24 protein-coding genes are annotated in these 24,134 nt (G+C 63.9%); 6 read left to right on the top strand and 18 right to left on the bottom strand.

What is annotated here, in order from left to right; genetic code table 11:
• Positions 1-208 precede the first annotated feature (208 nt).
• The 14 genes from EOA24_RS04975 to EOA24_RS04910 all read right to left on the bottom strand — a co-directional run bounded on the left by EOA24_RS04975 (position 209) and on the right by EOA24_RS04910 (position 13,122).
• On the bottom strand, positions 209-829 hold the full coding sequence (locus EOA24_RS04975) for a sarcosine oxidase subunit gamma family protein (RefSeq protein ID WP_126078676.1): 621 nt from the start codon (positions 827-829) through the stop codon (positions 209-211).
• Positions 822-3,803 carry a sarcosine oxidase subunit alpha gene (locus tag EOA24_RS04970; RefSeq protein ID WP_127409651.1) on the bottom strand — a complete coding sequence of 994 codons (2,982 nt, stop codon included), beginning with the start codon at positions 3,801-3,803 and terminating at the stop codon, positions 822-824. The genes EOA24_RS04975 and EOA24_RS04970 overlap by 8 nt, the downstream gene beginning before the upstream one ends.
• Complete coding sequence (locus EOA24_RS04965; protein ID WP_126078674.1) at positions 3,803-4,078, bottom strand: sarcosine oxidase subunit delta; 276 nt, start codon at positions 4,076-4,078, stop codon at positions 3,803-3,805. The genes EOA24_RS04970 and EOA24_RS04965 overlap by 1 nt, the downstream gene beginning before the upstream one ends.
• 15 nt (positions 4,079-4,093) lie before the next feature.
• Complete coding sequence (locus tag EOA24_RS04960; protein WP_126078673.1) at positions 4,094-5,347, bottom strand: sarcosine oxidase subunit beta family protein; 1,254 nt, start codon at positions 5,345-5,347, stop codon at positions 4,094-4,096.
• 38 nt (positions 5,348-5,385) lie between these two features.
• Positions 5,386-6,693 carry a type III glutamate--ammonia ligase gene (gene glnT / locus EOA24_RS04955; RefSeq protein ID WP_126078672.1) on the bottom strand — a complete coding sequence of 436 codons (1,308 nt, stop codon included), beginning with the start codon at positions 6,691-6,693 and terminating at the stop codon, positions 5,386-5,388.
• Positions 6,694-6,728: 35 nt separating this feature from the next.
• On the bottom strand, positions 6,729-8,057 hold the full coding sequence (locus EOA24_RS04950) for an FMN-binding glutamate synthase family protein (protein ID WP_126078671.1): 1,329 nt from the start codon (positions 8,055-8,057) through the stop codon (positions 6,729-6,731).
• A gap of 8 nt (positions 8,058-8,065) precedes the next feature.
• Complete coding sequence (locus tag EOA24_RS04945; RefSeq protein WP_126078670.1) at positions 8,066-8,797, bottom strand: GXGXG domain-containing protein; 732 nt, start codon at positions 8,795-8,797, stop codon at positions 8,066-8,068.
• A gap of 4 nt (positions 8,798-8,801) precedes the next feature.
• A complete protein-coding gene (locus tag EOA24_RS04940; RefSeq protein ID WP_127409650.1) occupies positions 8,802-9,698 on the bottom strand; it encodes a glutamine amidotransferase family protein in 897 nt (298 codons plus the stop codon).
• Between the two features lie 86 nt (positions 9,699-9,784).
• Entirely contained in the window at positions 9,785-10,114 is a 330-nt protein-coding gene (locus EOA24_RS04935; RefSeq protein ID WP_127250310.1) for a hypothetical protein, read from the bottom strand.
• Positions 10,111-10,800 (bottom strand): hypothetical protein, encoded by a 690-nt coding sequence (locus EOA24_RS04930; RefSeq protein ID WP_189343211.1) that lies wholly within the window; start codon positions 10,798-10,800, stop codon positions 10,111-10,113. The genes EOA24_RS04935 and EOA24_RS04930 overlap by 4 nt, the downstream gene beginning before the upstream one ends.
• Positions 10,801-10,846: 46 nt before the next feature.
• The gene (locus EOA24_RS04925; RefSeq protein WP_126078667.1) at positions 10,847-12,253 is read right to left on the bottom strand and encodes an amino acid permease; all 1,407 of its coding nucleotides are present in this window, start codon (positions 12,251-12,253) and stop codon (positions 10,847-10,849) included.
• A gap of 13 nt (positions 12,254-12,266) precedes the next feature.
• Positions 12,267-12,428 carry a hypothetical protein gene (locus tag EOA24_RS04920; RefSeq protein ID WP_042645899.1) on the bottom strand — a complete coding sequence of 54 codons (162 nt, stop codon included), beginning with the start codon at positions 12,426-12,428 and terminating at the stop codon, positions 12,267-12,269.
• A gap of 16 nt (positions 12,429-12,444) precedes the next feature.
• A complete protein-coding gene (locus EOA24_RS04915; RefSeq protein ID WP_126078666.1) occupies positions 12,445-12,822 on the bottom strand; it encodes a hypothetical protein in 378 nt (125 codons plus the stop codon).
• A 12-nt stretch (positions 12,823-12,834) separates the two neighbouring features.
• Complete coding sequence (locus EOA24_RS04910; RefSeq protein WP_042645897.1) at positions 12,835-13,122, bottom strand: hypothetical protein; 288 nt, start codon at positions 13,120-13,122, stop codon at positions 12,835-12,837.
• A gap of 294 nt (positions 13,123-13,416) precedes the next feature.
• Between EOA24_RS04910 and EOA24_RS04905 the strand changes: the two genes are divergently transcribed.
• From EOA24_RS04905 to EOA24_RS04890, 4 genes are all read left to right on the top strand, one after another.
• Positions 13,417-14,550, top strand: coding sequence for an aminomethyltransferase family protein (locus EOA24_RS04905; RefSeq protein ID WP_126078665.1), 1,134 nt, complete (start codon positions 13,417-13,419; stop codon positions 14,548-14,550).
• Between the two features lie 100 nt (positions 14,551-14,650).
• The gene (locus EOA24_RS04900) at positions 14,651-15,247 is read left to right on the top strand and encodes a dimethylamine monooxygenase subunit DmmA family protein (protein WP_126078664.1); all 597 of its coding nucleotides are present in this window, start codon (positions 14,651-14,653) and stop codon (positions 15,245-15,247) included.
• Positions 15,244-16,209, top strand: coding sequence for a PDR/VanB family oxidoreductase (locus EOA24_RS04895; protein WP_126078663.1), 966 nt, complete (start codon positions 15,244-15,246; stop codon positions 16,207-16,209). The genes EOA24_RS04900 and EOA24_RS04895 overlap by 4 nt, the downstream gene beginning before the upstream one ends.
• A 9-nt stretch (positions 16,210-16,218) precedes the next feature.
• Complete coding sequence (locus EOA24_RS04890; RefSeq protein ID WP_126078662.1) at positions 16,219-17,259, top strand: DUF3445 domain-containing protein; 1,041 nt, start codon at positions 16,219-16,221, stop codon at positions 17,257-17,259.
• A 142-nt stretch (positions 17,260-17,401) separates the two neighbouring features.
• Here EOA24_RS04890 and EOA24_RS04885 read toward each other — a convergent pair whose 3' ends face one another.
• Entirely contained in the window at positions 17,402-18,124 is a 723-nt protein-coding gene (locus EOA24_RS04885; protein ID WP_126062322.1) for an XRE family transcriptional regulator, read from the bottom strand.
• 304 nt (positions 18,125-18,428) lie between these two features.
• Between EOA24_RS04885 and EOA24_RS04880 the strand changes: the two genes are divergently transcribed.
• Positions 18,429-19,787, top strand: coding sequence for an NAD(P)/FAD-dependent oxidoreductase (locus tag EOA24_RS04880; RefSeq protein ID WP_126078661.1), 1,359 nt, complete (start codon positions 18,429-18,431; stop codon positions 19,785-19,787).
• Between the two features lie 67 nt (positions 19,788-19,854).
• Here EOA24_RS04880 and EOA24_RS04875 read toward each other — a convergent pair whose 3' ends face one another.
• From EOA24_RS04875 to EOA24_RS04865, 3 genes are all read right to left on the bottom strand, one after another.
• The gene (locus EOA24_RS04875; protein ID WP_126078660.1) at positions 19,855-20,619 is read right to left on the bottom strand and encodes an SDR family oxidoreductase; all 765 of its coding nucleotides are present in this window, start codon (positions 20,617-20,619) and stop codon (positions 19,855-19,857) included.
• Positions 20,620-20,704: 85 nt separating this feature from the next.
• The gene (locus EOA24_RS04870; RefSeq protein WP_126078659.1) at positions 20,705-21,601 is read right to left on the bottom strand and encodes a DUF427 domain-containing protein; all 897 of its coding nucleotides are present in this window, start codon (positions 21,599-21,601) and stop codon (positions 20,705-20,707) included.
• Entirely contained in the window at positions 21,598-23,256 is a 1,659-nt protein-coding gene (locus EOA24_RS04865) for an ABC transporter substrate-binding protein (protein ID WP_127409649.1), read from the bottom strand. The genes EOA24_RS04870 and EOA24_RS04865 overlap by 4 nt, the downstream gene beginning before the upstream one ends.
• 128 nt (positions 23,257-23,384) lie before the next feature.
• On the opposite strand from EOA24_RS04865, the gene EOA24_RS04860 reads away from it, so the two are divergent.
• The coding region (locus EOA24_RS04860) for a LysR family transcriptional regulator (RefSeq protein ID WP_133374462.1) at positions 23,385-24,134 on the top strand (750 nt) is incomplete at its 3' end.

Genomic DNA, 24,134 nt, shown 5'->3' with positions numbered 1-24,134 from the left:
CAAAACGAAGCCGCTCATCCATGATGCCAGTCTCTCGCCAAACCATCGCCGGTCCTCCCGGCTGGCAAGAAAACTGTCACCCATCTAATCGGTCCATTCTGTTACCTATCTATCCGGTTCGGACACCAGCCCCTTCTCCCCGTCACTATACGGGGAGAAGATGCCGGCAGGCAGATGAGGGGCAGCGCCGAGTTTTGGCGGTTGACCGCTAAAGGTCCTCGGAATGGCCGATGGTCACGCCATACTCAGCAGCGGAATCCAGCACAGTGTGCCAAAGGCTCTCGGCAAAAGTCGCAAACACCAGCAGATTGAAAACAGCCAGTCCGTTGCGATCACCACCGCGCCACAACGTGACGCTCGTATGATCCATCGAGGTCGCCGCCGCCGCACCTACGCCAAATACATCGGGATGCAAATCGATCGACGACAGCTTGGCGAGCATCGCGCGCGCCTTGTCGCCGGAGATGCTGATCAACGCCCGCGCATGCGATTGGTCGGACAGCGAAGCCGAACCGGCAAAGCCAGGGGCAAGCACCTCAATCGAATGCTTGCCGTCCTTGGACAGCACAAGGAACTGGTCCGGTCCTGACCAGATCAGCGACGCGTCCGACGTGCCGATAGCCTTGGGCGTCTCCGGCGCGGCAACGCCGAAGTGCGCCTTCGCAGCGGCGATCATCTCGCCGGCCTTGCCGCGCCGCGCCATGACCTGCACGAGGTCGAAATTGCGGATCTCGGTCAGCGTCACGCCGGCTTCGCCCTGCGCGCCATAAGCGCCGCCGACGAGCGCGCGGTCGAGCGGGCTGCGGACATCCCAGGAAAAATCAGCCACGCTGGCGCCCTCCATCCGGATCGTAGAAGACGGGACTGCAGAGCTCGACATCGTAGTCCTCTGAGCGCAGCGGATCATGCGCGCGCACGGTCTCGCCGATGCGCTCGCGGCCGCGCTCGACGAGGCCGAGCCCGATCCACTGGTCGAGCACCGGCGAGAAGCACACCGAGGTGACATAGCCCTGGTCGTTCTCGGGGCCGGGCGTTTCGCCCTTCGGGATGATATGCGCGCCGGAGCGCAGGCGGCGCGCCTTGTCGGTCGGCTTGATGCCGACGACCACCTGCCGGTTCAGCGCGACCAATGCCTCGCGGCCGGCCATGACGCGGCCGATGAAATCCTTTTTGGTCGACATCATCTTGCCGAGGCCGAGATCGCCGGCCGTGGTGGTGCCGCTGAGCTCGGGTCCGGCGACGTGCCCCTTCTCGATGCGCATCACACCGAGCGCTTCGGTGCCGTAAGGCGTCACGCCGAATGGCTCGCCCGCAATCATCAAATTGCGCGCCATCGCTTCGCCATAACGTGCCGGCACCGAAATCTCGAACGCCATCTCGCCGGAGAAGGAAATGCGGAACAGCCGCGCTTTCAGGCCGCCGCGCAGCTTGACCTCGCGCGCGCCCATGAACGGGAAGCCTTCGTTCGACAGGTCCTCGGCCGGATCGACGATCTCCTTCAAGAGATCGCGGGTCTTCGGCCCGGCGATCGAGAACTGCGCCCACTGATCGGAAACCGACGTAAGCTGCACATCGAGCTCGGGGAACAGCACCTGGCGGCAGAACTCCAGATGCTGCATCACCAGCCCGGCTTTCGCCGTCGTGGTGGTCAGGAAATAATGGTCCTCGGCGAGGCGGGAGGTCGTGCCGTCGTCATAGACGATGCCGTCCTCGCGCAGCATCAGCCCGTAGCGCGCCTTGCCGACGGCGAGGCTGGAGAAAGCGTTGATGTAGACGCGGTCGAGGAAGGCGCCGGCGTCGGGCCCGTGCACGTCGATCTTGCCGAGCGTCGAGACATCGCAGAAGCCCACGCTGCTGCGCACCGCCTTCACCTCGCGCGTCACCGATTCCAGCCAGTCTTTCTCGCCCGCGCGGGGGTACCATTGGGCGCGCTTCCAAAGCCCGGTGTCGACAAACACCGCGCCTTGTTCGGCCGCCCAGTGATGCGACGGCGTCAGCCGCGTCGCATGAAAATTCTCGTCGCGGTGATGGCCGGCGAACGCGCCGATGGCGACCGGCACATAAGGCGGCCGGTAGATCGTCGTGCCGGTCTCGGGAATGGATTTGCCGCTGACCGCCGCCATGATGGCGAGGCCGGCGACATTGGAGGTCTTGCCCTGGTCGGTCGCCATGCCGAGCGTGGTGTAGCGCTTCAGATGCTCGACCGATTGAAAACCCTCGCGCTGCGCCAGCTCGACATCGGAAGCCGTGACGTCATGCTGCTGGTCGACGAAGGCCTTGCCCTTGCCGGCGACATGCCAGAGCGGCGTTAGCGAGAAAGCCGCGTCGTCAGCGACCGGCATCGAGCCGATATTGCCGCCGCGCCCGGCATCGCGCGCCGCGGCAGCGCCGGCTTCGAACCCTTCGCGCAGGCAGGCCCCGAGACCGAAAGCGCCATTGGCGGCGCCCGCGGCGACCATGCCGGGCGGCGCGCCGTCCGGCACGAAGGCGGCGATGTCGTCGCGCCATTTCGGCCGGCCGCGATGATAGGAGGTGAGGCCGACGGCCGGGTTCCAGCCGCCCGAGACGGCGAGCCCGTCGGCCTCGACCTCGGCGCGTGCGCCGCCGGTCAGTGAGACGGAAATCTTGCGCACGCCGGTCTTGCCGCCATCGACAGCGGAGACCGAGCCGTGCAGCACCGGAAAGCCGCCCTTGCTGGCCAGCGAGCGATGCGCCGGCGAAACATCCGGCCGCGCATCGATCACCGCCGCCACTTGCAGCCCGGCGGCGATCGCCGTCTCGGCCGTGCGCCAGCCGTCTTCATTGTTGGTGAAGACCGCGATGTGTCTCGCCGGCGTAGCGGCGTAGCGGTTGATGTAGCTGCGCATGGCCGACGCCATCATCACGCCCGGTGTGTCGTTGCCGGCAAAGACGATGGGACGTTCGATCGCGCCGGCGGCAACCACGCAGCGCTTGGCCACAATCCGCCACAGCCGCTGCCGCACCTGATGCTCCGGCGGGACCGGCAGATGGTCGTTGACGCGCTCGATCGCGCCATAGGTGCCGCCGGCATAGACGCCGAACAGGGATGTGCGCGTCATGATGCGCACATCGGGCATCACAGTCAGTTCGGCAACCGCGCGCGCAACCCATTCGGCGGCGGGCAGTCCGTCGATCGGACCGCCATCGGCAAGCAGCCGCCCGCCAAGGACGAAATCCTCCTCGCACAGGATGACGCGCGCGCCGCTGCGGCCGGCGGCAAGGGCAGCCGCCAGACCAGCCGGCCCGGAACCCGCGATCACCACGTCGCAATGCGCCCAGGCCTTGTCATAGTGGTCGGGATCGGAAACGCCCGCCGCGCGACCGAGGCCGGCGGCGCGGCGGATCGCCGGCTCGTAGATTGCTTCCCAGAACTTCGCCGGCCACATGAAGGTCTTGTAGTAGAAGCCGGCGACGAAGATCGGCGCGAACAGCTGGTTGACCGACATGACGTCGAAATTGAGCGACGGCCAGCGATTCTGGCTGGCGGCTTCGAGGCCTTCATAAAGCTCGGCGGTGGTCGCCTTGGTGTTCGGCTCGCGCCTGGCGCCGCTGCGCAATTCGACCAGTGCGTTCGGCTCTTCCGACCCTGCGGTCAGGATGCCGCGCGGGCGGTGATATTTGAACGATCGGCCGACCAGCTTGACACCATTGGCGACCAGCGCCGAAGCCAGCGTGTCGCCCTTGAAGCCCAAAAGAGTCTTTCCGTCGAAGCGGAAGCTGAGCGCGGTCGAGCGATCGATGAGGCCGCCGGATGTGAGACGGTTTGCCTGATCGCCGGCCATCACGCACCAACCTTGGCGGCGCCGGCGCCTGCAGCCGCCTCGACCGCCGAAATCTCATGCGTCAGCGTGTTGCGAGTGACCTTCAGCCACGCCCGGCAACCGCCGCCATGGTACCAGTGCTCGCTCATCACGCCGGCGATGTTGTCGCGCAGATAGACATAGTCGTAGACCGCGTCCTCGCCGGCATCGGCCGCGGGACGTTGCGGCTTGGCGTCGCCGAGATAGGTGAACTCGCCGAGCTCGCGTTCGCCGCAGAAGGGACAGGTGATACGCATGGTCTTCTGGCGGCCTCAGTGCAGGTTCGGTTGGGCGCCCTGGCCCTTCTCGTCGATCATGGCGCCGCGCTGGAACCGGTCGAGGCGGAAAAGCGCGGCTTCCTTGTGCGATTGATCGCGGGCGAGGAGATGGGCGAAGACGAAGCCCGAGCCCGGCGTCGCCTTGAAGCCGCCATAGCACCAGCCGGCATTGATGTAGAGGCCGTCGACCGGGCTCTTGTCGATGATTGGCGTGCCGTCCATCGACATGTCCATGATGCCGCCCCATTGGCGCAACAGCCGCACGCGGCCGATCATCGGGATCAGAGCCATGCCGCCTTCGCAGACATCCTCGACCACCGGCAGATTGCCGCGCTGCGCGTAGGAATTATAGCCGTCGATATCGCCGCCAAAGACCAGCCCGCCCTTGTCGGACTGGCTGACATAGAAATGTCCGGCGCCGAAGGTCATGACGCCGGGGATCAGCGGCTTGATCGCTTCGGAGACGAAGGCCTGCAGCACATGGCTTTCGATCGGCAGGCGAAGCCCCGCCATAGCCGCGACGCGTGACGAGGAACCCGCCACCGCCATGCCGACTTTCCCAGCGCCGATCTTGCCGCGCGACGTCTCGACGCCGGTGACCTTGCCGTTGGCGTCGCGCGTGAAACCGGTGACCTCGCAATTCTGGATGATGTCGACGCCAAGCGCGCTCGCCGCATGCGCATAGCCCCAGACTACGGCGTCGTGGCGGGCCGTGCCGCCGCGGCGCTGCAGCAGCCCGCCCTGGATTGGAAAGCGCGCATTCTCGAAATTCAGGAATGGCAGCATCTTGCGCAGCGCCGCCTGGTCGAGCAGCTCGGCATCGATGCCGTTGATGCGCATCGTGTTGCCGCGCCGGGCGAAGGCGTCGCGCTGCGCGTCGGAGTGATAGAGGTTGAGCACGCCGCGCTGGCTGACCATGGCGTTGTAGTTGAGGTCCTGCTCCATCCGCTCCCACAGCTTCATCGAAAGCTCGTAGAATCCGGTGTTGCCGGGGAGGCCGTAATTGGAGCGGATGATGGTGGTGTTGCGGCCGGCGTTGCCGGAGCCGATCCAGCCTTTTTCGAGCACCGCGACGTTGCGGATGCCGAACTCGCTGGCGAGGAACCAGGCGGTGGCGAGCCCGTGCCCGCCGCCGCCGATGATCACCACGTCGTAGCGATCCTTGGGTGCCGCGTCGCGCCATGTCGGCTGCCAGTTCTTGTGCCCGGAGAGAGCGGCGCGGGCGAGCGAGAAGATCGAGTATTTCATAAAATCATTCCGAGGCCGCTCACCCTCAACGCTGGATGCTAGATATCCAGCGTGTGGTCGCGCTCCCACTGCGTGAAGTGCGAAGCATAGGAATTCCATTCCTGCTGCTTCAGCTTTAGATATGCCGACGAAAATTCCTCACCCAGCGCCGCCTTGAGCGATTTGTCGTTGTCGAATTCGCGCAACGCGTCGAGCAGGTTGAGCGGCAGTTTCGGCGCATCCGTGACGGTATGGCCGAACTGGTACATGTCGATGTCGTAGCGCTTGCCGGGGTCGGCCTTGGAGCGGATGCCGTCGAGGCCGGCGGCGATGATCACCGCCTGCAGGAGATAGGGGTTGGCGGCGCCGTCCGGCAGGCGCAGCTCGAAGCGGCCGGGCCCCGGCACGCGCACCATGTGGGTGCGGTTGTTGCCGGTCCAGGTCACCGTGTTCGGCGCCCAGGTCGCGCCAGAGATGGTGCGCGGCGCGTTGATGCGCTTGTAGGAGTTGACCGTCGGATTGGTGATCGCGGCAAGCGCCGACGCATGTTTCATGATGCCGCCAAGGAAGTTCCTGCCCTTGGCGGAGAGGCCAAGCTCTTCCGAATTGTCGGCAAAGACATTGGTCTTGCCGGCCTCGTCCCACACCGAGATATGCGCATGGCAGCCATTGCCGGTCAGGCCCTGGAAGGGCTTCGGCATGAAGGTCGCGCGCAGGCCGTGCTTCTCGGCGATCGACTTGACCATGAACTTGAAGAAGGAGTGCTTGTCGGCGGTCGCCATCGCGTGGTCGAAGGTCCAGTTCATCTCGAACTGGCCGTTGGCGTCCTCGTGGTCGTTCTGGTACGGGCCCCAGCCCAGCGCCAGCATGTGGTCGCAGATCTCGGCGATCACGTCGTAGCGGCGCATCACCGCCTGCTGGTCGTAGCAGGGCTTCGAGGCTGTGTCGTATTCGTCGGAGATCGCCTTGCCGTCGGGCGAGATCAGGAAGAACTCGGCCTCTACGCCGGTCTTGACATGCATGCCGTCGCGGGCCGCTTCGTCGATCACCCGCTTCAGCGTGTTGCGCGGCGCCTGGTCGACGAGCTTGTCATCCATCACGCAGGTGGCCGCCACCCAGGCGACGTCTTTCTTCCACGGCAATTGGATGACCGAATCCGGGTCCGGCACCGCCAGCATGTCCGGATGCGCCGGCGTCAGGTCGAGCCATGTCGCGAAACCGGCAAAGCCGGCGCCGTCCTTCTGCATGTCGGCGATCGCCTGCGCCGGCACCAGCTTGGCACGCTGGCCGCTGAACAGGTCGGTGTAGGAGATCATGAAATATTTGACGCCGTTCTCCTTGGCGAATGCGGCGAGATCGTTCCCCATTATAGTTCCTCGCTTATGTGGTCTTGGAAGTTGTCCTAGAAGCCGTTCTTTCCCGGTATCCAGTTGGTGCCGGCCAAAGGCACCACGGCCATGGCGGCGGCTTCGATGGTAAGCGCAACGAGATCCTCGGGCTCCAGATTGTGCAGGCTGTTCTTGCCGCAGGCGCGGGCAATCGTCTGCGCCTCCAGCGTCATCACCTTGAGGTAATTTGCCAGGCGTCGTCCGGCCGCGATCGGGTCGACCCGCTTCATCAGTTCGGGGTCCTGCGTGGTGATGCCGGCCGGGTCGCGGCCCTCATGCCAGTCGTCATAGGCGCCGGCTGTGGTGCCGAGCTCATTGTACTCGGCCTCCCAGCGCGGATCGTTGTCGCCGAGCGCGACCAGCGCCGCCGTGCCGATCGACACCGCATCGACGCCAAGCGCCAGCGCCTTGGCGACGTCGGCGCCGTTGCGAATGCCGCCGGAAACGATGAGCTGCACCTTGCGGTGCATGCCGAGGTCCTGCAGCGCCTGCACCGCCGGCCTGATGCAGGCAAGCGTCGGCTGGCCGACATTCTCGATGAACACTTCCTGTGTCGCGGCCGTGCCGCCCTGCATGCCGTCGACCACGACGACGTCGGCGCCGGCCTTCACAGCGAGTGCCGTATCGTAATAGGGCCGAGCGCCGCCGACCTTCACATAGATCGGCTTTTCCCAGTCGGTGATCTCGCGCAGCTCGAGAATCTTGATCTCGAGATCGTCCGGCCCGGTCCAGTCGGGATGGCGCGAGGCGGAACGCTGGTCGATGCCCTTGGGCAGGGTGCGCATCTCGGCGACGCGGTCGGAGATCTTCTGCCCGAGCAGCATGCCGCCGCCGCCGGGCTTGGCGCCCTGGCCGACGACCACTTCGATGGCGTCGGCGCGGCGCAGGTCGCGCGGGTTCATGCCGTAGCGCGACGGCAGGTACTGATAGACCAGCCTCTTCGAGTGGCCGCGTTCTTCCTCGGTCATGCCGCCGTCGCCTGTGGTGGTCGATGTCCCGGCGATCGTCGCGCCGCGGCCAAGCGCTTCCTTGGCGGGACCGGAAAGCGACCCAAAACTCATGCCGGCGATGGTGATCGGGATCTTTAGCTCGATCGGCTTTTTGGCATGGCGCGAGCCGAGCACTACCGAGGTGTCGCAGCGTTCGCGATAGCCTTCGAGCGGATAGCGCGAGATCGAGGCGCCGAGGAACAACAGATCGTCGAAATGCGGCAGCTTGCGCTTGGCGCCGGCGCCGCGGATGTCATAGATGCCGGTCGCCGCCGCGCGGCGGATTTCGGAAAGCGTGTAGTCGTCGAAGGTCGCGGATTTGCGCGGCGTCGTGGGAGGATTGTGATAGGCCATTTCTGTCCTCAATACGCGTCGGCGTTGTCGATGTTGAAATTGTAGAGTTTGCGGGCCGAGCCGTAGCGCTTGAACTCCGATGCCTTGACGCCGGTCACGCCGGCCTTGTCGAGCAGGCCCTGCAGCAATTCGATGTGCTCGGGCCGCATCTCCTTGGCGATGCAGTCGGCGCCGAGGCTCTCCACCTTGCCGCGCACGAAGAGCCGCGCCTCGTAGATGGAATCGCCCAGCGCGTCGCCGGCATCGCCCAGCACCACCAGGTTGCCGGACTGCGCCATGAAGGCCGACATGTGGCCGATATTGCCATGCACGACGATGTCGATGCCCTTCATAGAGATGCCGCAACGCGACGAGGCGTTGCCCTCGATGACCAGCAGGCCGCCGCGGCCGGTGGCGCCGGCATACTGGCTGGCATCGCCCTTGATGACGATCGAGCCCGACATCATGTTCTCGCCGACACCCGGGCCGGCCGAGCCATGCACGGTGATCGCGGCGCCGTCATTCATGCCGGCGCAGTAATAACCGACGCTGCCGCGCACATCGATGGTGACCGGCTGGTCGACGCCGACGGCGACCGAATGGCTGCCTTTCGGGTTGAGCACTTCCCAGGCGGTCTCATTCGAACCCGGCGCGAGCTTGTGCAGCGCCTCGTTCAATTCGCGCAGCGAATGTTGCGAGAGGTCGAAGATCCTCGCACCGCCCTGGTCGCGTTCGGCCTTCGACATTGGGGTTGCCGGCATCGGCTCAATGCTCCCAGAAATAAACGGTTGCGGGCTCCGGCTCCCAGACCCGCGCATTGTCGATGCCGGGCAGCTTGGTCAGCGCGCGATATTCCGAGCCGAAGGCGACATACTGGTCGGTCTCGGCCATCACGGCCGGCTTGCAGGCGATCGGGTCGCGCACCACGCCGAAGCCGTTCTTCGTGCCGACGACGAAGGTGAAGAAGCCGTCGAGGTCGGAGAGCGTGCCTTCCAACGCCTCGCCCAGATTCTTGCCATGCGCCATCCGGTTGGAAAGATAGGCCGCGGCAACTTCGGTGTCGTTCTCGGTCTCGAACTTCATGCCGTCGCGGATCAGCTCGCGGCGCACATTGTTGTGGTTGGAGAGCGAGCCGTTATGCACCAGGCACTGGTCGGCGCCGGTCGAGAACGGATGCGCGCCCATCGTGGTGACCGCCGATTCCGTTGCCATGCGGGTATGGCCGATGCCATGCGTGCCGGTCATCGAGCGCACATGGAAGCGATCGACGACGGTCTCCGGCAGGCCGACCTCCTTGTAGATTTCAACCGCCTCGCCGGCGCCCATGATGCGGATGTCGGGCCTGAGCGTCTGCAGCGCTTCACGCGCGGCATCGACCTTGTCCGGCGTGGTCCTGATGACGGCGTGCGTCGAATTCACCGCCACGCTCACCGGCGCGCCGATCGCCTTGGCGAGTTCGGCGTCGAGGCCGCGGAAATCGCGGTCTGCCTTCGGTGACTGCACGGTGATCTTGGCCTCGTTGCCGGTGGCCGCGCCATAGATGGCGATGCCGGCGCTGTCCGGGCCGCGGTCGCTGAGCGACACCAGCATCTCCGACAGCATGGCGCCGAGCTTCGGCTCCAGCGCCTTGTCCTTCAAGAAAAGTCCGACGATTCCGCACATGCCAGCCTCCAACGTTTTTTGGCTCTCAGATGATGTACTCAATGAGCGAGCCGAATTCAATTGCTATGAAAGAAATTTTCCTGTGGTTACATGTTGGGCGGCACATCGCCTGCGGCACTATCGCCGCCCGGGCGCGCCTTGTGAACCCAGATCGCATGGCGGACACGTGCGATCTTGTAGGCGTCGAGGATCGAGAAAGCATAGATCAGGAAAGCGCCGGCATGGCGGCCGATGAAGCTGGCATCGGCCGGCGCCAGCTTGGTCGTTATCCAGCCAAGGATCACCATGAAGAACAGGAACTGCAGGCCGCGTACCGGCACGCCGAGCATGACGTGGCCGCTTGCCGGTAAAATGACCGCCGCGCCGAGCACGAGATAGGGATTGACGGGAGCAGGGGTGGCGGTTCCGTCGCTCATGCCGCCTGCCTTTCGTGCCGGTTGATGGCTTGGCGAAGCGTGGAGGCGGCCTCGAGCAGCCTTTCGATCAAGGCCGGATCGAGCCCGGCATCTCCGAACGCGGCCTGCCGGAAGACGCCGTAGCGCGCGCGCTCGGCCTCGGCCAGCAGCCAGACGATGCGCACGCCGTTCGGCGTGATCAGCAATTCCTTGGCGCGCCCCTCGGCAAAGATGTCGATATGCGCGGCGATCAGGTCCTGCGGGAAGGCAACGCCTCTGCGGTCCGTCTTGAGCACCGCGTCGGCGGGAAAGCCGAGCACCTTCGGGAGCGTGTGCGGCAGATGGTCGAAATTGGAGAACGTTGTCGCCGAATTCGGCCGCATCATCATGTCGAAAATGCCCGGCACGGCGACCGGCTCAGTGATCGAGACGCTGAGCCAGCGCGTCGGCAGCTTTCGCGTCGCCAGCGTGTCGACGATGGTGCGCAGCTGAACGCGCTGGCCGTTCCACGTGCCGGCCCAGGTGACCACGCCGGCCGTGCCGCCGGAAATGTCGGCGGCATCGAGAACGACGCTGCAGACGCTCGCCGTGTCGGCGGCCAGAGCCGCCTTCGCCCTGTTGCGGCTGGCGCGCGCGAGCCAGGCAATATGGGCGACGACCGCCAATGCGATCGCTCCGGCAAGCAATACTGACGTCAGTTCCGACATTTCGACACGCCACGGCCCGCCGTCGAGAGGCGGGCCTTCACTCCACTCAATAACCCTGCGGCTTCGGCCACGGCATGGAGAACTGGTCGCCGCGCCGCACGAACTTGTAGCGATAGAAGTGGAACCACAGCGAGATCAGGAAATAGAACACCGTCATCGCGATCAGCTGTGAGCCGAAGCCCAGGAAGATGGCGAAGAACGTTACCATGCAGAGGCAGAAGAGCACGATCGCCGGCAGTGGATGGAAGGGATGCGTGTAGCCGCGGCGGATCGAGCCCAGCGGCCATTTCTTGCGGAACATCATGATGTTGATGCTCATGAAGGTGTATTGCAGCACGCCGGACAGGATCGAGAAGGTGATCGCCTGGTTGAGGTCGGCGATGAAGGCGAAGGCGAGCGCGATCGGCAGCAGGAACAGGATCGAGCGATAGGGCGTGCGGTATTTCGGATGCACCGCCGAGAACCAGCTTGGCAGGTAGCGGTCGCGGCCGAGCGAGAACCAGGCGCGCGCCGCGTCGTTGATGCAGCCATTGGCCGAGGCGAGCGCCGCCAGCAGCGTCGCGATGAACAAAAGGTTCTCCAGCAGCGGGCTGCCCGTGAGCTTGCCGGCGTCCCACAGCGGATAATAGGTGATGCCAAGATATTCCCAGGGCATCAGCGAGGCGCAGACATACCAGGTCATGGCGGCCGCGATCAAAAGCGTGATCATGCCGGCCATGGTGCCGTAGGGCAGGGAGCGCGCCGGCGAGCGCACTTCCTCGGCCGCCTGCGTGGTGCCCTCGATGCCGAGATAGTACCAGATGCCGAACTGGAAGGCGGCGATGACGCCGATCCAGCCATAGGGCAGCGCGTTGCCGGGGGTGACCAACTCGTTGAGCTTCAGCACCGCGCCCTGCGTCCACGGGCTGACGGAGAAGAACAGGATGACGATCGAGACATAGGCGATGGCGGTGATGACGAAGTTGACGTTGAGCGTCATCAGCACGCCGCGATAGTTGAGCCAGGCCAGCACGACTATGGTCGCGGCGATGAAGGAATTGTGCGTCAGCCCTTCGACGCCGGCCTTGGCGACGATGGTGTCGCCGAGCAGGATGGCGTCCGACACTTCGAGCATCGTGTAGGCGAACACCAGGAACAGCGCGACGTTGAAGGCCATCAGCGGTCCGACAATGTGCTTGGCCTGCGCGTACTGGCCGCCGGCGGCGGCCACGGTCGAGGTCACCTCCGAGTCGATCATGGCGACCGAGGTGTAAAGCAGTCCGACGATCCAGCAGACGATCAGCGCGGCCAGCGCGCCGCCCTTGTCTGCCGCGAAATTCCATCCGGTGAACTCGCCGACCAGCACGATGCCGACACCGAGCGCCCAGACATGGGCGGGGCCGAGCACCCGAAGCAGCGAGACCCTGTCGCCGTGGATCGTCGTCGTCAGTCCCGTTTCAACCGCAGCGGTCATCGTCAGTCCCCACTCAGATCCGGTGTTTCTCGGAAACGGCTTCAAGCTCGCCTTCGCGCGAGGAAGTCAGCACGTCCTCGGAATAGGTCGTGTCGATCTTGAACCAGTCGTAGAGCATCCAGAGCGCAAGCAAGACCGAGATGCCCCAGCAGGCGTAGTTGATTGCCATCCACATGGATCTTGTCCCCGAATTACTTGTCGTCGAATCTTTCGTTGATCACCTCGCGATACTCGCGATCGGAGGCGCGGAACAGGAAGACGAAATAGGCGACCAGCACGATCGCCATGATGATCAGCGTCGGCCAGTCGATGATGTAGTGGAAACGGTTCTGGATGATGTCGTGCGCGGTCTCGGGCGTGTAGCCGAGCTTCTCCCAGATCGACGCCATGGTCGCATTCTGGCCGAGCGCGTCCCAGGTCTTGGCGTCCAGGGGATCGATGGATTTCGCCGCGCCGGCAAGGCCGAGCTTCAGCGGCAGCCACAGCGCCACGAAGATGGCGACCACGACGACGGCGATGTCGAAAATCTGGCCGGCCTTGCTCTGTTCCGGCGGGATGTAGCGGGACATGGTCTTTCCCCCTCAGGACTTGCTGTTGCGGAACGCGTCGGCGTTCTTGATGTCGAGGCCGTAGATGAAGTCCTTGTCTTCCTTGTAGTGGTTGAGCATCGCCAGGATGGCGGCGGTGTTGAAGATCAGCACCGCGGCAGCCGCGATCACCACCACGAGCTTGATCCCGCTGTCGGGGATGTAGGCCCAGGTCATCAGGAGGACGAAGAGGATCGTCACCCACAGGCAAACGATCAAGAGCACGGATCCGCGCACGTCGGAACGATACAGCGCTTCGATGCGCTGCTGCAGGTCGGACATCGGTTTTTCCCCTTCTGGCGACGTCCGGCCCCGAAATCGACCGGGCGTCCACTCTTTCTAGAGAGTGAAGTTTTTTTCATAAATTCCGACCGATCTTCGAAATTGTCAAGCCGGATTTACGCTCCGTAAGCTATTTGTCCCCGGGCAAGAAATTTAACTGACAATGAAATTATTTGCTTCAAGGGGATTGCAGGGCTCCGCCGTTTGCGATCAATATTCGAGCAAGCTCCGCCGCCAAGCAGGAGCAGGGAACAGCAACCGCTTAAGCGACCTAATCGCACGGAGGACGATCGGATGACGGCATCCTGGAGATTCTCGACCCTGGCGGATCGCCATCGCGCGCTCGGCTCGAAACTCGAGGACTGGAGCGGCATGGGCACCGCCTGGACCTATGACAAGGACGCCGACGAGGAATATATCGCCATCCGCACCAAGGCCGGGCTGATGGACGTCTCCGGCCTGAAGAAGGTCCACATCACCGGGCCGCACGCCTCGCATCTGATTGACCTCGCCACGACGCGCGACGTGGAGAAGATCTATCCCGGCAAGTCGGCCTATGCCTGCATGCTGAACGAGGCCGGGAAGTTCACCGACGACTGCATCCTCTACCGCATCAGCCCGAACTCGTGGATGGTCGTGCATGGCTCCGGCACCGGCCATGAGGAGCTGCAGCGGGCTGCCATGGGGCGCGACGTCTCGCTGCGCTTCGATGACAATCTGCATGATCTGTCGCTGCAAGGGCCGACCGCCGTCGACTATCTGGCCAAGCATGTGCCCGGCATCCGCGACCTTCCCTATTTCCACCATATGCAGACGCAGCTCTTCGGCTTGCCCGTCATGATCTCGCGCACCGGCTACACCGGCGAGCGCGGATACGAGATCTTCTGCCGCGGCCAGGACGCCGGCACGATCTGGGACAGGATCCTCGAGGAGGGCAAGAGCGCCGGCATCATCCCGTGCCGCTTCACCACGCTCGACATGCTGCGCGTCGAGAGCTATCTGCTCTTCTACCCCTACGACAATTCCCAGAAATATCCGTTCGAGAACGAAGGCCCCGGCGACACGCTGTGGGAGCTCGGCCTCGACTTCACCGTCAGCCCCGGCAAGACCGGTTTCCGCGGCGCCGAGGAGCATTATCGGCTGAAGGGCAAGGAGCGCTTCAAGATCTATGGCGTGCTGCTCGACGGCAAGGAGCCGGCGGACGAAGGCGCGCCGGTCTACCGCGACGGCATGAAGGTGGGCGTGGTGACCTGCGCCATGTATTCGCCGCTGGTCGAGAAATCGATGGGCATCGCCCGCCTTGACGTCGACTGCGCGGTCAAGGACACCCGGCTCGAGATCCGCAACAGAAGCGGTTCGATCAAGGCGACGGCGCAGCCCTTGCCGTTCGACGATCCGAAGAAGACCAAGCGCACCGCCAAGGGTTGAGGCATCATCAACGGGGAGGGGTTCGAGGCACTAGAGCATGATCCCGAAAAGTGGGAACCGGTTTTCGGAAAAGATCATGCTCCAACTGATCTAAGGAAGAATGGCAGCCAAGACGATCATCAGCAGGCCCATTTACGGAACCCTGTCTCCACAGCCTGGCAAGCATCACCTCTTCATCGCCGATGCCGAAGGCGCGCTGGCGATCACGGATATGGCCGGCAAGGCGCCGCCCGGCTTTTTCGACGGCGCGGAAATCGACTTCATTCCAGGCTCGGAGGGCAAGCACATCGCGGCCCTGGAAGCATTGAAGCCGGCGCAGCTCCACATCGCGCCGTCCTTCGCCAGCCTCCTGCCGCGTCTCAAGCAGACGCTGGCCAACGCCCATATGGGATTGCGTCTCTATCTTGCCGGCACCGAGGGCCTGATCGGCCAGGCCATGCAGGCAGCGCTCGAAGCCGGCATGGACCACACCTCCATCCAGACCGAGCATCGCGGCTCGCTGGCGCGGCGCATGCAATGCGTGCACTGCAAGGGCATCACCGAGAACGTTACGACGCAGCCGGCGCTCTGCTCGCATTGCGGCCTGCTGCTCCTGGTGCGCGATCATTATTCGCGGCGCCTCGCCGCCTTCCAGGGCGTGTGCATCAACGCCGAGGATCGCTCCGAGATTCCTCCGATGGAGGAGGCCTTCCCATGAGCACCGGCACCACCAAGCTCGATGTCGTCGTCAGTGACGTCGTCCCCGTCAACCATCTCGTCACCCGCTTCCATTTCCGCCGCCGCGACGGCGGCCTGCTGCCGACTTTCTCCGGCGGCGCCCATGTCGTGGTCGAGATGCGCGACAGTGATCGCACCAGGCTCAACCCCTATTCGCTGATGGGCTCGCCGCTCGACACGCGCGAATACACGATCTCGGTGCGCCGCGACGATGTCGGCCGCGGCGGCTCGCTGTTCATGCACCGACAGGTCAAGCCCGGCCTGGAGATGGTGATCAGCTATCCGGTCAATTTGTTCTCGCTGGATCTCAGGGCGAAAAAGCATCTCATGCTGGCCGGCGGCATCGGCATCACGCCCTTCATGGCGCAGACCTCGCAGCTGGCGGGCGCCGGCGGCAATTTCGAATTGCATTACACCTGCCGCACCGCTTCGCTCGGCACCTATGCCGATGTCTTGCGGCAGCGCTACGGCAACCGCGTCAGGCTCTATCACGACGACCGCGAGGAGCGCATCGATCTCGACCGGCTGTTGTCCTCGCAGCCGCTCGGCACGCATCTCTATGTCTGCGGCCCGGCCGGCATGATCAACTGGGTGCGCGACCGCGCCGCGGCGCTCGGCTGGCCGTCGGAGACGGTGCATTTCGAGCATTTCGCGGCGCCCCAGCCCGGCGCGCCGTTCGACGTGACCTTGGCCCTCAGCGGCAAGACGATCCGCGTCGGCGAGCAACAGAGCCTGCTGGAAGCCATGGAAGCGGCCGGCGTCGACCCGCCTTATCTCTGCCGCGGCGGCGTCTGCGGCCAATGCGAGACCAATGTGATCTCCTCCGACGGGAAGTTCATCCACAACGATCACTGGCTGAGCGAGGAAGACCACCGTTCCGGCTGCAAGATCATGCCTTGCGTCTCGCGCTTCGAGGGCAAGTCGCTGGTCCTGGAAAGATAGGAGGCGTCAATGGGCATCACCTTTCGCAAGGAAACTTTCCGCGACGACTACACCTTCAGGAACAGCCCCGAGCACATCAGGCGCTTTCCGTTCCCGTTCAACGAAGACGCCTACATGTACGCGGTCAACATCGAGCCGCATGTCGTCGGCCCGAAGGGCTCGGTGCTGGAAAACCTGATCGACGTCGACGAGCACTATGTCGCCGAGATGCAGGACCGCGCCTTGGTGCTGGCGGAGGATCCGCTGCGCTGCCAGTCGCTGCCGCATATGACGCTGGCCGGCTGGGACCTGCTCGAGCTTTTGATGGAGCAGCAGGCGCTCGGCTATCCCGAGCATTTCACGCTGGAGCGCGATGGCGACCGCTGGCGCTGGATCAACCGGCCGCTCGGCATCGACGACACCTTCACCTTCGGCGACACCTCGACGTTGCCCTATGGCCCGATGGAATACATCACCCGCCAGAGCCAGGGCGATTTCTGCATCCTCGACCAGCGAGACGGCAATCTGTGGATGGATGCCGGCATGGTCACCACCCAAGCCGACTGGTCGCTCGATTTCGACATCGGCATGAACTTCTTCGAATGGCACGCGCCGGTCCCGCTGGCGCACGAGAAGGGCATCTTCACCCGTGCGCTGAAATTTCTCACCAACATCCAGCAGGGCAAGCCGGCGCGGCGCCTCAACTGGACGATGACCATCAATCCGCGCCTCGACACCAGCCCCGAGAACTATCACAAATGGGGCCCGGACCGCGCCACCGTCACGCCCGAGAATGTCGGCCAGAAGGTACATCTGCGCGTCGAGCTGCAAAGCTTCTGGCGGCTGCCGCGCTCGAACGCCATCGTCTTCCCGATCCGCTGCTACCTGATCAAGATGGACGAGCTGGTCACCCAGCCGAAATGGGCGCGCCGCCTGCACCGCGTCATCCGCGACCTGCCGGAAGAACTCGCCACTTACAAGGGGCTGACGCGGTATCGGCCGACGCTGGTGGAGTGGCTGTCGAAGCTGGATGATGGCAGCCCGACTTCACCGGGATTTGGGCCGGACTGAAGACTTGGGTTCCTCGCCCCCGCAAAGCGGGGGAGAGGTGTCCGCGAAGCGGACGGAGAGGGGCCTTCGTAGGGCGCTCCCCTCTCCGTCTCGGCTTCGCCGAGCCACCTCTCCCCACTATCGTGGGGCGAGGAACAACGTGTCACCCCGCACTGTTCTGCGGATAGCAGATGATCGACAGATACCGCATCGGCAGTTGCGTCAGCTCTTCCGGTCCGTGCGGCGCGTCGGCATCGAAGAACAGGCTGTCGCCCGGCTTCATCGGGTAGAGGTTGTTGCCGTGCCGGTAAACCACCTCGCCCTCGAGCATGTAGAGGAACTCCATGCCGGCATGCTGGAAGGTCGGGAACACATCCGAATTCTCGGTCAGCGTGATGAGATAAGGCTCGACCACGACGCCGCTGGTGTTGGCGCCGATATGTCCCAGCAGATTGTACTGGTGGCCGGCGCGCGTGCCGCGCCGCTCGACATCGACACCTTCGCCCGCCTTGACAAAGACGGCGCTGTGCTCTTCCTCGAAGCGGCGGAAGAAGGCGGTCACCGGAACGCCCAACGCCCGCGACAGCGCCTGAAGCGTCGTCAGCGATGGCGAGGTGATGCCGTTCTCGATCTTGGACAGCATGCCGAGCGAGATGTCGGTGGCGGCGGCGAGATCGGCGACGGTGATACCGAGCTTCTTGCGGAACGCGCGCACCTCATGGCCGATCGCCACTTCGAGTACCTTCTCGCGCGTGTCGCGGATGGCGTGCGGGTTTTGGGTCAATGGCGTGCGGATCGAGCGTCCGTCGGCCGAAACGCGTTTCGGCGGCGCCTTGTCCTTGGCGGCCGCAGCGGCGGGCTTTGTGTCAGAAGTCTTGTTCGGCATGTCGCCCCCGAATCCGCGGATTTATTTCACTCTAGGTGAACATATGCGGTGGCGATACAGGAGCGCAACCGCAAGGGCAAGCCATCGAATGTCGCGGCAATTCTTTATGGCGGTTTCCGTTTTCCGCCGAAATCCGTTCGCGGCAAAGCCCTTGCCCTCAGATGCCTGTTGACAGCACCGAAGACCCAATTACTGTCACTGTGAGTGAAATTTGTTTCGTGAGAGCAATTCCAGGAAAAGTGTCGAACGGTTTTCCGCCCGGAATTGCCTCAAGAAAAAGTCGAAATCAAAAAGGAGGTCCGCAATGAAATCTCGTGTCGCCGTCATCGGAGCCGGACCGTCGGGCCTGGCCCAGCTCAGGGCCTTCAAGTCGGCCGCCGACAAGGGCGCCGAGATCCCGGAAATCGTCTGTTTCGAAAAGCAGAGCGACTGGGGCGGCCTGTGGAACTACACCTGGCGCACCGGCCTCGACGAGCATGGCGACCCGGTGCATGGCTCGATGTACCGCTATCTGTGGTCGAACGGCCCGAAGGAATGCCTCGAATTCGCCGACTACACTTTCGAGGAACATTTCGGCCGGCCGATCGCCTCCTATCCGCCGCGCGCCGTGCTGTGGGACTATATCAAGGGCCGTGTCGAGAAATCCGGGGTGCGCAAATGGGTGCGGTTCAACACGCCGGTGCGCATGGTCACCTACTCCGACGAGACGAAGAAATTCACCGTCACCGCGCATGACCGCACCAACGACGTCACCTATTCGGAAGAGTTCGACAATGTCGTCGTCGCCTCGGGCCATTTCTCCGTGCCGAACGTGCCGTATTTCGAGGGCTTTTCCACCTTCAACGGCCGCATCCTGCACAGCCACGATTTCCGCGATGCCACGGAGTTCAAGGGCAAGGACATCCTGATCATCGGCCGTTCCTATTCGGCCGAGGACATCGGTTCGCAATGCTACAAATACGGCGCCAAATCGATCACCACCAGCTACCGTTCCAAGCCGATGGGCTTCAAATGGCCGGAGAACTGGAAGGAGGTGCCCCTGCTGCAGAAGGTCGTCGGCAAGACGGCGCATTTCAAGGACGGCACCACCAGGGATGTCGACGCCATCATCCTGTGCACCGGCTATCTGCACTCCTTCCCCTTCCTCACCGACGATCTCAAGCTCAAGACCGCCAACCGCATGTGGCCGCTGGATCTCTATGAGGGCGTCGTCTGGGAGAAGAATCCGAAGCTGTTCTATATCGGCATGCAGGACCAATTCTACACCTTCAACATGTTCGACGCACAGGCCTGGTACGCCCGCGACGTCATCATGGGCCGCATCAAGCTGCCCTCGGCCGAGGCTATGGCCGAGCACAGCGCCAAGTGGCGCGCGCGCGAGGAGACGCTGGAGGATGCCGAGCAGATGATCTGGTTCCAGGGCGACTACACCAAGGAACTGATGGACCAGACCGACTATCCGGGCTTCGACGTCGAGGCGGTCAACCACACCTTCATGGAGTGGGAGCACCACAAGATGGAAAACATCATGACCTTCCGCGACAACGCCTACCGCTCGCTGATGACCGGCACCATGGCGCCGGTCCACCATACGCCATGGCTGCAGGCGCTGGACGATTCCATGGAGAGCTATCTCGAGGTGAAGGGCGTGGCGGCGGAGTAGGACAGCGCGCCTCCGCCCGCATCCGTCAAATCAGCAAGGTGGGCGTCTCTCGAGACACCCCATCAGCCTACCAGCACACGTAGCCGCCATCGACGATCAGGTCGAGGCCGGTCACGAAACTGGACGCACGGCTGGCCAGGAACACGGTCGGCCCGACCATCTCTTCCGGCGCCGCCATACGCCCCATCGGCGTATCGCGCTTGAAGATCTTTATCTCCTCCGCGACCTCCGGCCGCTTGTTCATCGGCGTCAGCGTGTAGCCCGGGCTGACGACATTGACGCGCAGGCCACGATCCGCCCACTCCATGGCGAGGCTCTTCGACATGTGGATGACGGCGGCTTTGGATGAGTTGTAGTGCGCCTGCGTCAGCCCGCGGTTGACGATGGTGCCCGACATCGAGGCGATGTTGATGATGGAGCCCGCACGCCGGGGAAGCATGACGCGTGCCTCGGCCTGACAGGACAGAAACACACCTGCGACATTGACCTCGTGCACCTTGCGCCATTTTTCCAGCGGCATGGTCTCGGCCGCTTCCGATCCAGCTATGCCGGCATTGTTGACGGCAACCGTCAGCGCGCCGAGTTCGGCTTCAACCCGATCGATCGCCGCGGCGAGGTCGGTCTCGGCCGTCACGCTCCCCGTCAGCATCAGTGCCTTGCGGCCGAGCGCCTTGATCTTCTCGGCAGTCTGCTCAAGCCCGCCATTCGAGGCATGACCGAAACAGGCGACATCGGCGCCGGCCTCGGCAAGCCCGATCGCGATCGCCTGACCAATGCCGCTGCCGGCGCCCGTCACCAGCGCCACGCCGCCGTCCAGTTTGAAAAGATCCATCGCACCCTCCCTGATTACCGGAAGGTATGCGCTGAATGACGCCTCGATCAAGCGGCCTGATCTGGCCGGCCACAGGGCTCGAGGTTCAAAAATATCCGTCCGACGCCGCCGTCGCTTCCTTCGGAATTTCCACGCCGTCGACCAGAATCTTGTCGACCAGCTCGTGATGAAAGCACACCAGCGCCTTGATGCGCTCGGCCTCATGCACCGGCTCGGGATAATACCAGACCAGGTTCTCGTGCCGTTTCTTCGGCGTCGTCACATGGTAGTAGTTGGAGATGCCCTTGTAGGGGCAGCGCGAGATGTAGCGGCTGGGCGCAAACATATCGAGGCGCGTGTCCGAGATCGGCAGGTAGTGCCGAACCGGATGTCCGGTTTCGAACAGGAACACGCCGCGTCGTGAATCGGCCACCTGCTCGCCGTCGAGGATCACCTGCACGCGCCGCGACGAAGGCAGGCAGTCGACGCGGCGGAACGGGTCGCGGGCATGGACGAAGATCTCTTCGTCCTCTTCAAACCAGTGCGTCATCTTCGGCCAGTAGAAGGAGATGTAGTCCTGGATCGGCGGGCAGCCCTTGACTGGATCGAGGTAGCGCCAGGCGCCGTCCTCGACCAGCGTGATGCCGGTGTTCAGCGAATAATGTGTGGCGACACCCTTGAACGGATCCTCCGTCTTCGTGCGGCTGGGCAGCAGGAACTCCTCGCGCACGTCGCTCATCGGGAAGTAATAGACCGGCAGATGGTCGCTCTCCTGGAACACCAGCGCCTTGGTGGTGTCGGCGACGATCATCGGCCCGACCTGCACCCTGATCCGCTTGGGCGAGGGCATGGTGAAGGCGACATAGCCCGGTTCGAACTCGTACTGCACGATGCCGTCGAGGATCGGGAAATGCGGCCCGCGGCCGCGCAGATGGGGCTTGCGAATGGTCGTCGTCCTCTTCTCGTCGTTTGCTGCCGGGTTCTTTCGCGCGGTCACGGTCATGACGCCACCGATACGCGATCGAGCAGCAGGCCGGCGGCGATCGGCGGCACGCCGCTGACAGTCTTGCGCACGGGTACCAGCAGGTCCGGGAAATAGCTGAAGATCACCGGCGTCTCATCGAGCAGCAGCTTCTGGATGTCGGAAGCGGCCTTGCGCTGGGCGTCGAGGTCGAGCGCCTTGAGGTAGCCGGTGACCAGCCCGTCATAGGTCGCGTTCTTGAAATGCGCCGCGTTCCACGACCCGTCGCTGACCGGCGGGCTTTTCAGGAACACGTTCGGTACGCTGCGATGCGCGTAGTCGGTGATGCCGAGCGGGCTGTCCAGCCAGTCCGACTGGCCGAACACCGCCTTGCCGTAATATTTGTCCTGGTCCTCGATGTTGAGCGCGATGCGCGCGCCGATTTCCTTGGCGAAGTTCTGGAACAGCTGCGCATAGCCCGGGATGTCGGAATAGCGCAGCGTCGTCAGCGTTATGTCGAAGCCGCTGCCAAGGCCGGCCGCTTCCATCAATTGCTTGGCCTTGGCGATGTCCTGCGTGCGCTGGGCAATCGATTTGTCGGTGACCGGGAAGGCCGGCGCGAACGGGCTGTCATTGCCGGTCGCCGCCATGCCGCGGCAGAGTCCGTCGACCAGCTTGGAGCGGTCGATGCACAGAGCCAGCGCCTGGCGCACGCGCTTGTCGGTGAAGGGCGCCATGTCGCAGCGCATATGCAGCTGGCGATGCGCGGTGGACGCCACGCGCAGCACCGTGATGTCGGGATTGCCGAGCACCACCTGGCTGACGTCGAGCGGGATGGCGTCGAGCACGTCGACCTCGCCCGCCTGCAGCGCGAGAATCCGCGGCTGCACGTCGCCATAGAACTTGAATTCCAGCCGGTCGGGCAGCGCCTTCTCGCCCCAGTAGTCGGCATTACGCACGAAGGTCGCGCCGACCTTCGGCGTGTAGCTTTCTAGCCGGAACGGACCGGTGCCTTCGAAGGTCTTCTCGTAGTCGCCCTTGTAGCTCGCCGGCAGGATGACGGCGTTGTAATTGTCGATCGACACCGAATAGGGGAAACTGCCGTTCGGCGCGTCGAGATGGAATTCGACCGTGTGGTCGTCGACCTTGCGCGTGCCGCCCTTCGACAGCAGGCCCTTGAACACCGAGAGAGCGTTGGAGGGGCCGTTCGGATCGGCAAGGCGGTCGAAGGTCGCCACGACGTCGTCGGCCTTGAAATCCTCGCCATTGTGGAATTTCACGCCCTTGCGCAGCTTGAAGGTCCACACGCTGCCGTCGGCATTGGGCGACCAGCTTTCCGCCAGCACCGGCTTCAGCGTCAGGTCGGGCTGCGTCACACACAGGAACTCTGACGTCTGGAAGGCGAGCTGGTAGCTGCCGCTGTCGTAGAAAGTCACCGGATCGATGGCGCCGCCGGGCACGGCGATGCCGGCGCGCACCGTGCCGCCGGGCTTGCCCTCGGCGCGTGCTTGCGGAGCGCCGAGGCCGACAGCCGAAGCGATGCCGCCGAGGAAGGGCAGCGACAGGCCGAGCACGCTGCCATGGCGCAGGAATTCACGCCGGCCGATCCTGCCGGAGAGCAATTCGTCGATAGCGGAATTTTCGATTGCGCTGAGGGTTTTGCGAGCGGCGTCGATCGTCCTGAAATGCTTCGGCATGACGGCATACCTTGTTTTGTCGCAGGGGCTTTGGCATTTAGGCCATTGTTGACCGCGACCGGAAAGCGATATTTTCTGATCGAGGCCATCGAAGATTTCGATGGCGGTAGCTCACGGGGCAGGGGACCATGGATACCGAAAATCTGCGCAGTTTCCTGGAGGTCGCGGCGCATGGCAGCTTCACCGTGGCGGCCCATCGGCTGAACCTCGCCCAGTCGACCATCAGCGCGCGCATTCGCGGCCTGGAGGAACAGCTGGGGCGAAAACTGTTCGTGCGCGACAGCGACGGCGTCACGCTGACGCCGGCCGGCCGGCAGTTCCTGCCGCATGCCTCGACGATCACCCGCACCTGGGAGCAGTCGCGCCAGGACATCGCCGTTCCCGATGGCTACGAGACGCTGCTTAGGCTGACCGCGCCCGCCTATCTCTGGGACAGCATCACCTCGCCCTGGATCGACTGGATGCGCGCGAAACGGCCGAACGTGGCGCTCAGGCTGGAAGGCAGCTTCCCGGATCTGGCGATCGACCAGATGGCCGAAGGCCTGCTCGACATCTGCATCCTCTATCTGCCCAGGCCGCATCCGGGCATCGTCTATGAGACCTTGGCCGTTGATCAGGTGGTTCTCGTCCAGCACAGGGATCAGCTCGGATCGTGGACGAATAACTACATCCTGATGGACTGGGGGCTGGAGTTCCGCGTCGAGCACGACCGCGCCTTTGCCGGAATGGTGAAGCCGGCGATCTCGGCCGGGCTGGTCTTCATCGGCCTGCAGCACGTCCTGTCGCAGAAAGCGGCCGCCTATCTGCCGCTGAGTGCGGTCAGCACTCATATCCAGCGCGGAGAGTTGAGACGCGTCGAGGACACGCCGGTATTCCAG

The sequence above is a fragment of the Mesorhizobium sp. M2A.F.Ca.ET.039.01.1.1 genome (genome assembly GCF_003998035.1).
In the GTDB taxonomy this organism is placed as follows: Bacteria; Pseudomonadota; Alphaproteobacteria; order Rhizobiales; family Rhizobiaceae; genus Mesorhizobium.
Note: the sequence above shows the minus strand (reverse complement) of the source record. Positions and strands in the feature narration are given on the sequence as shown.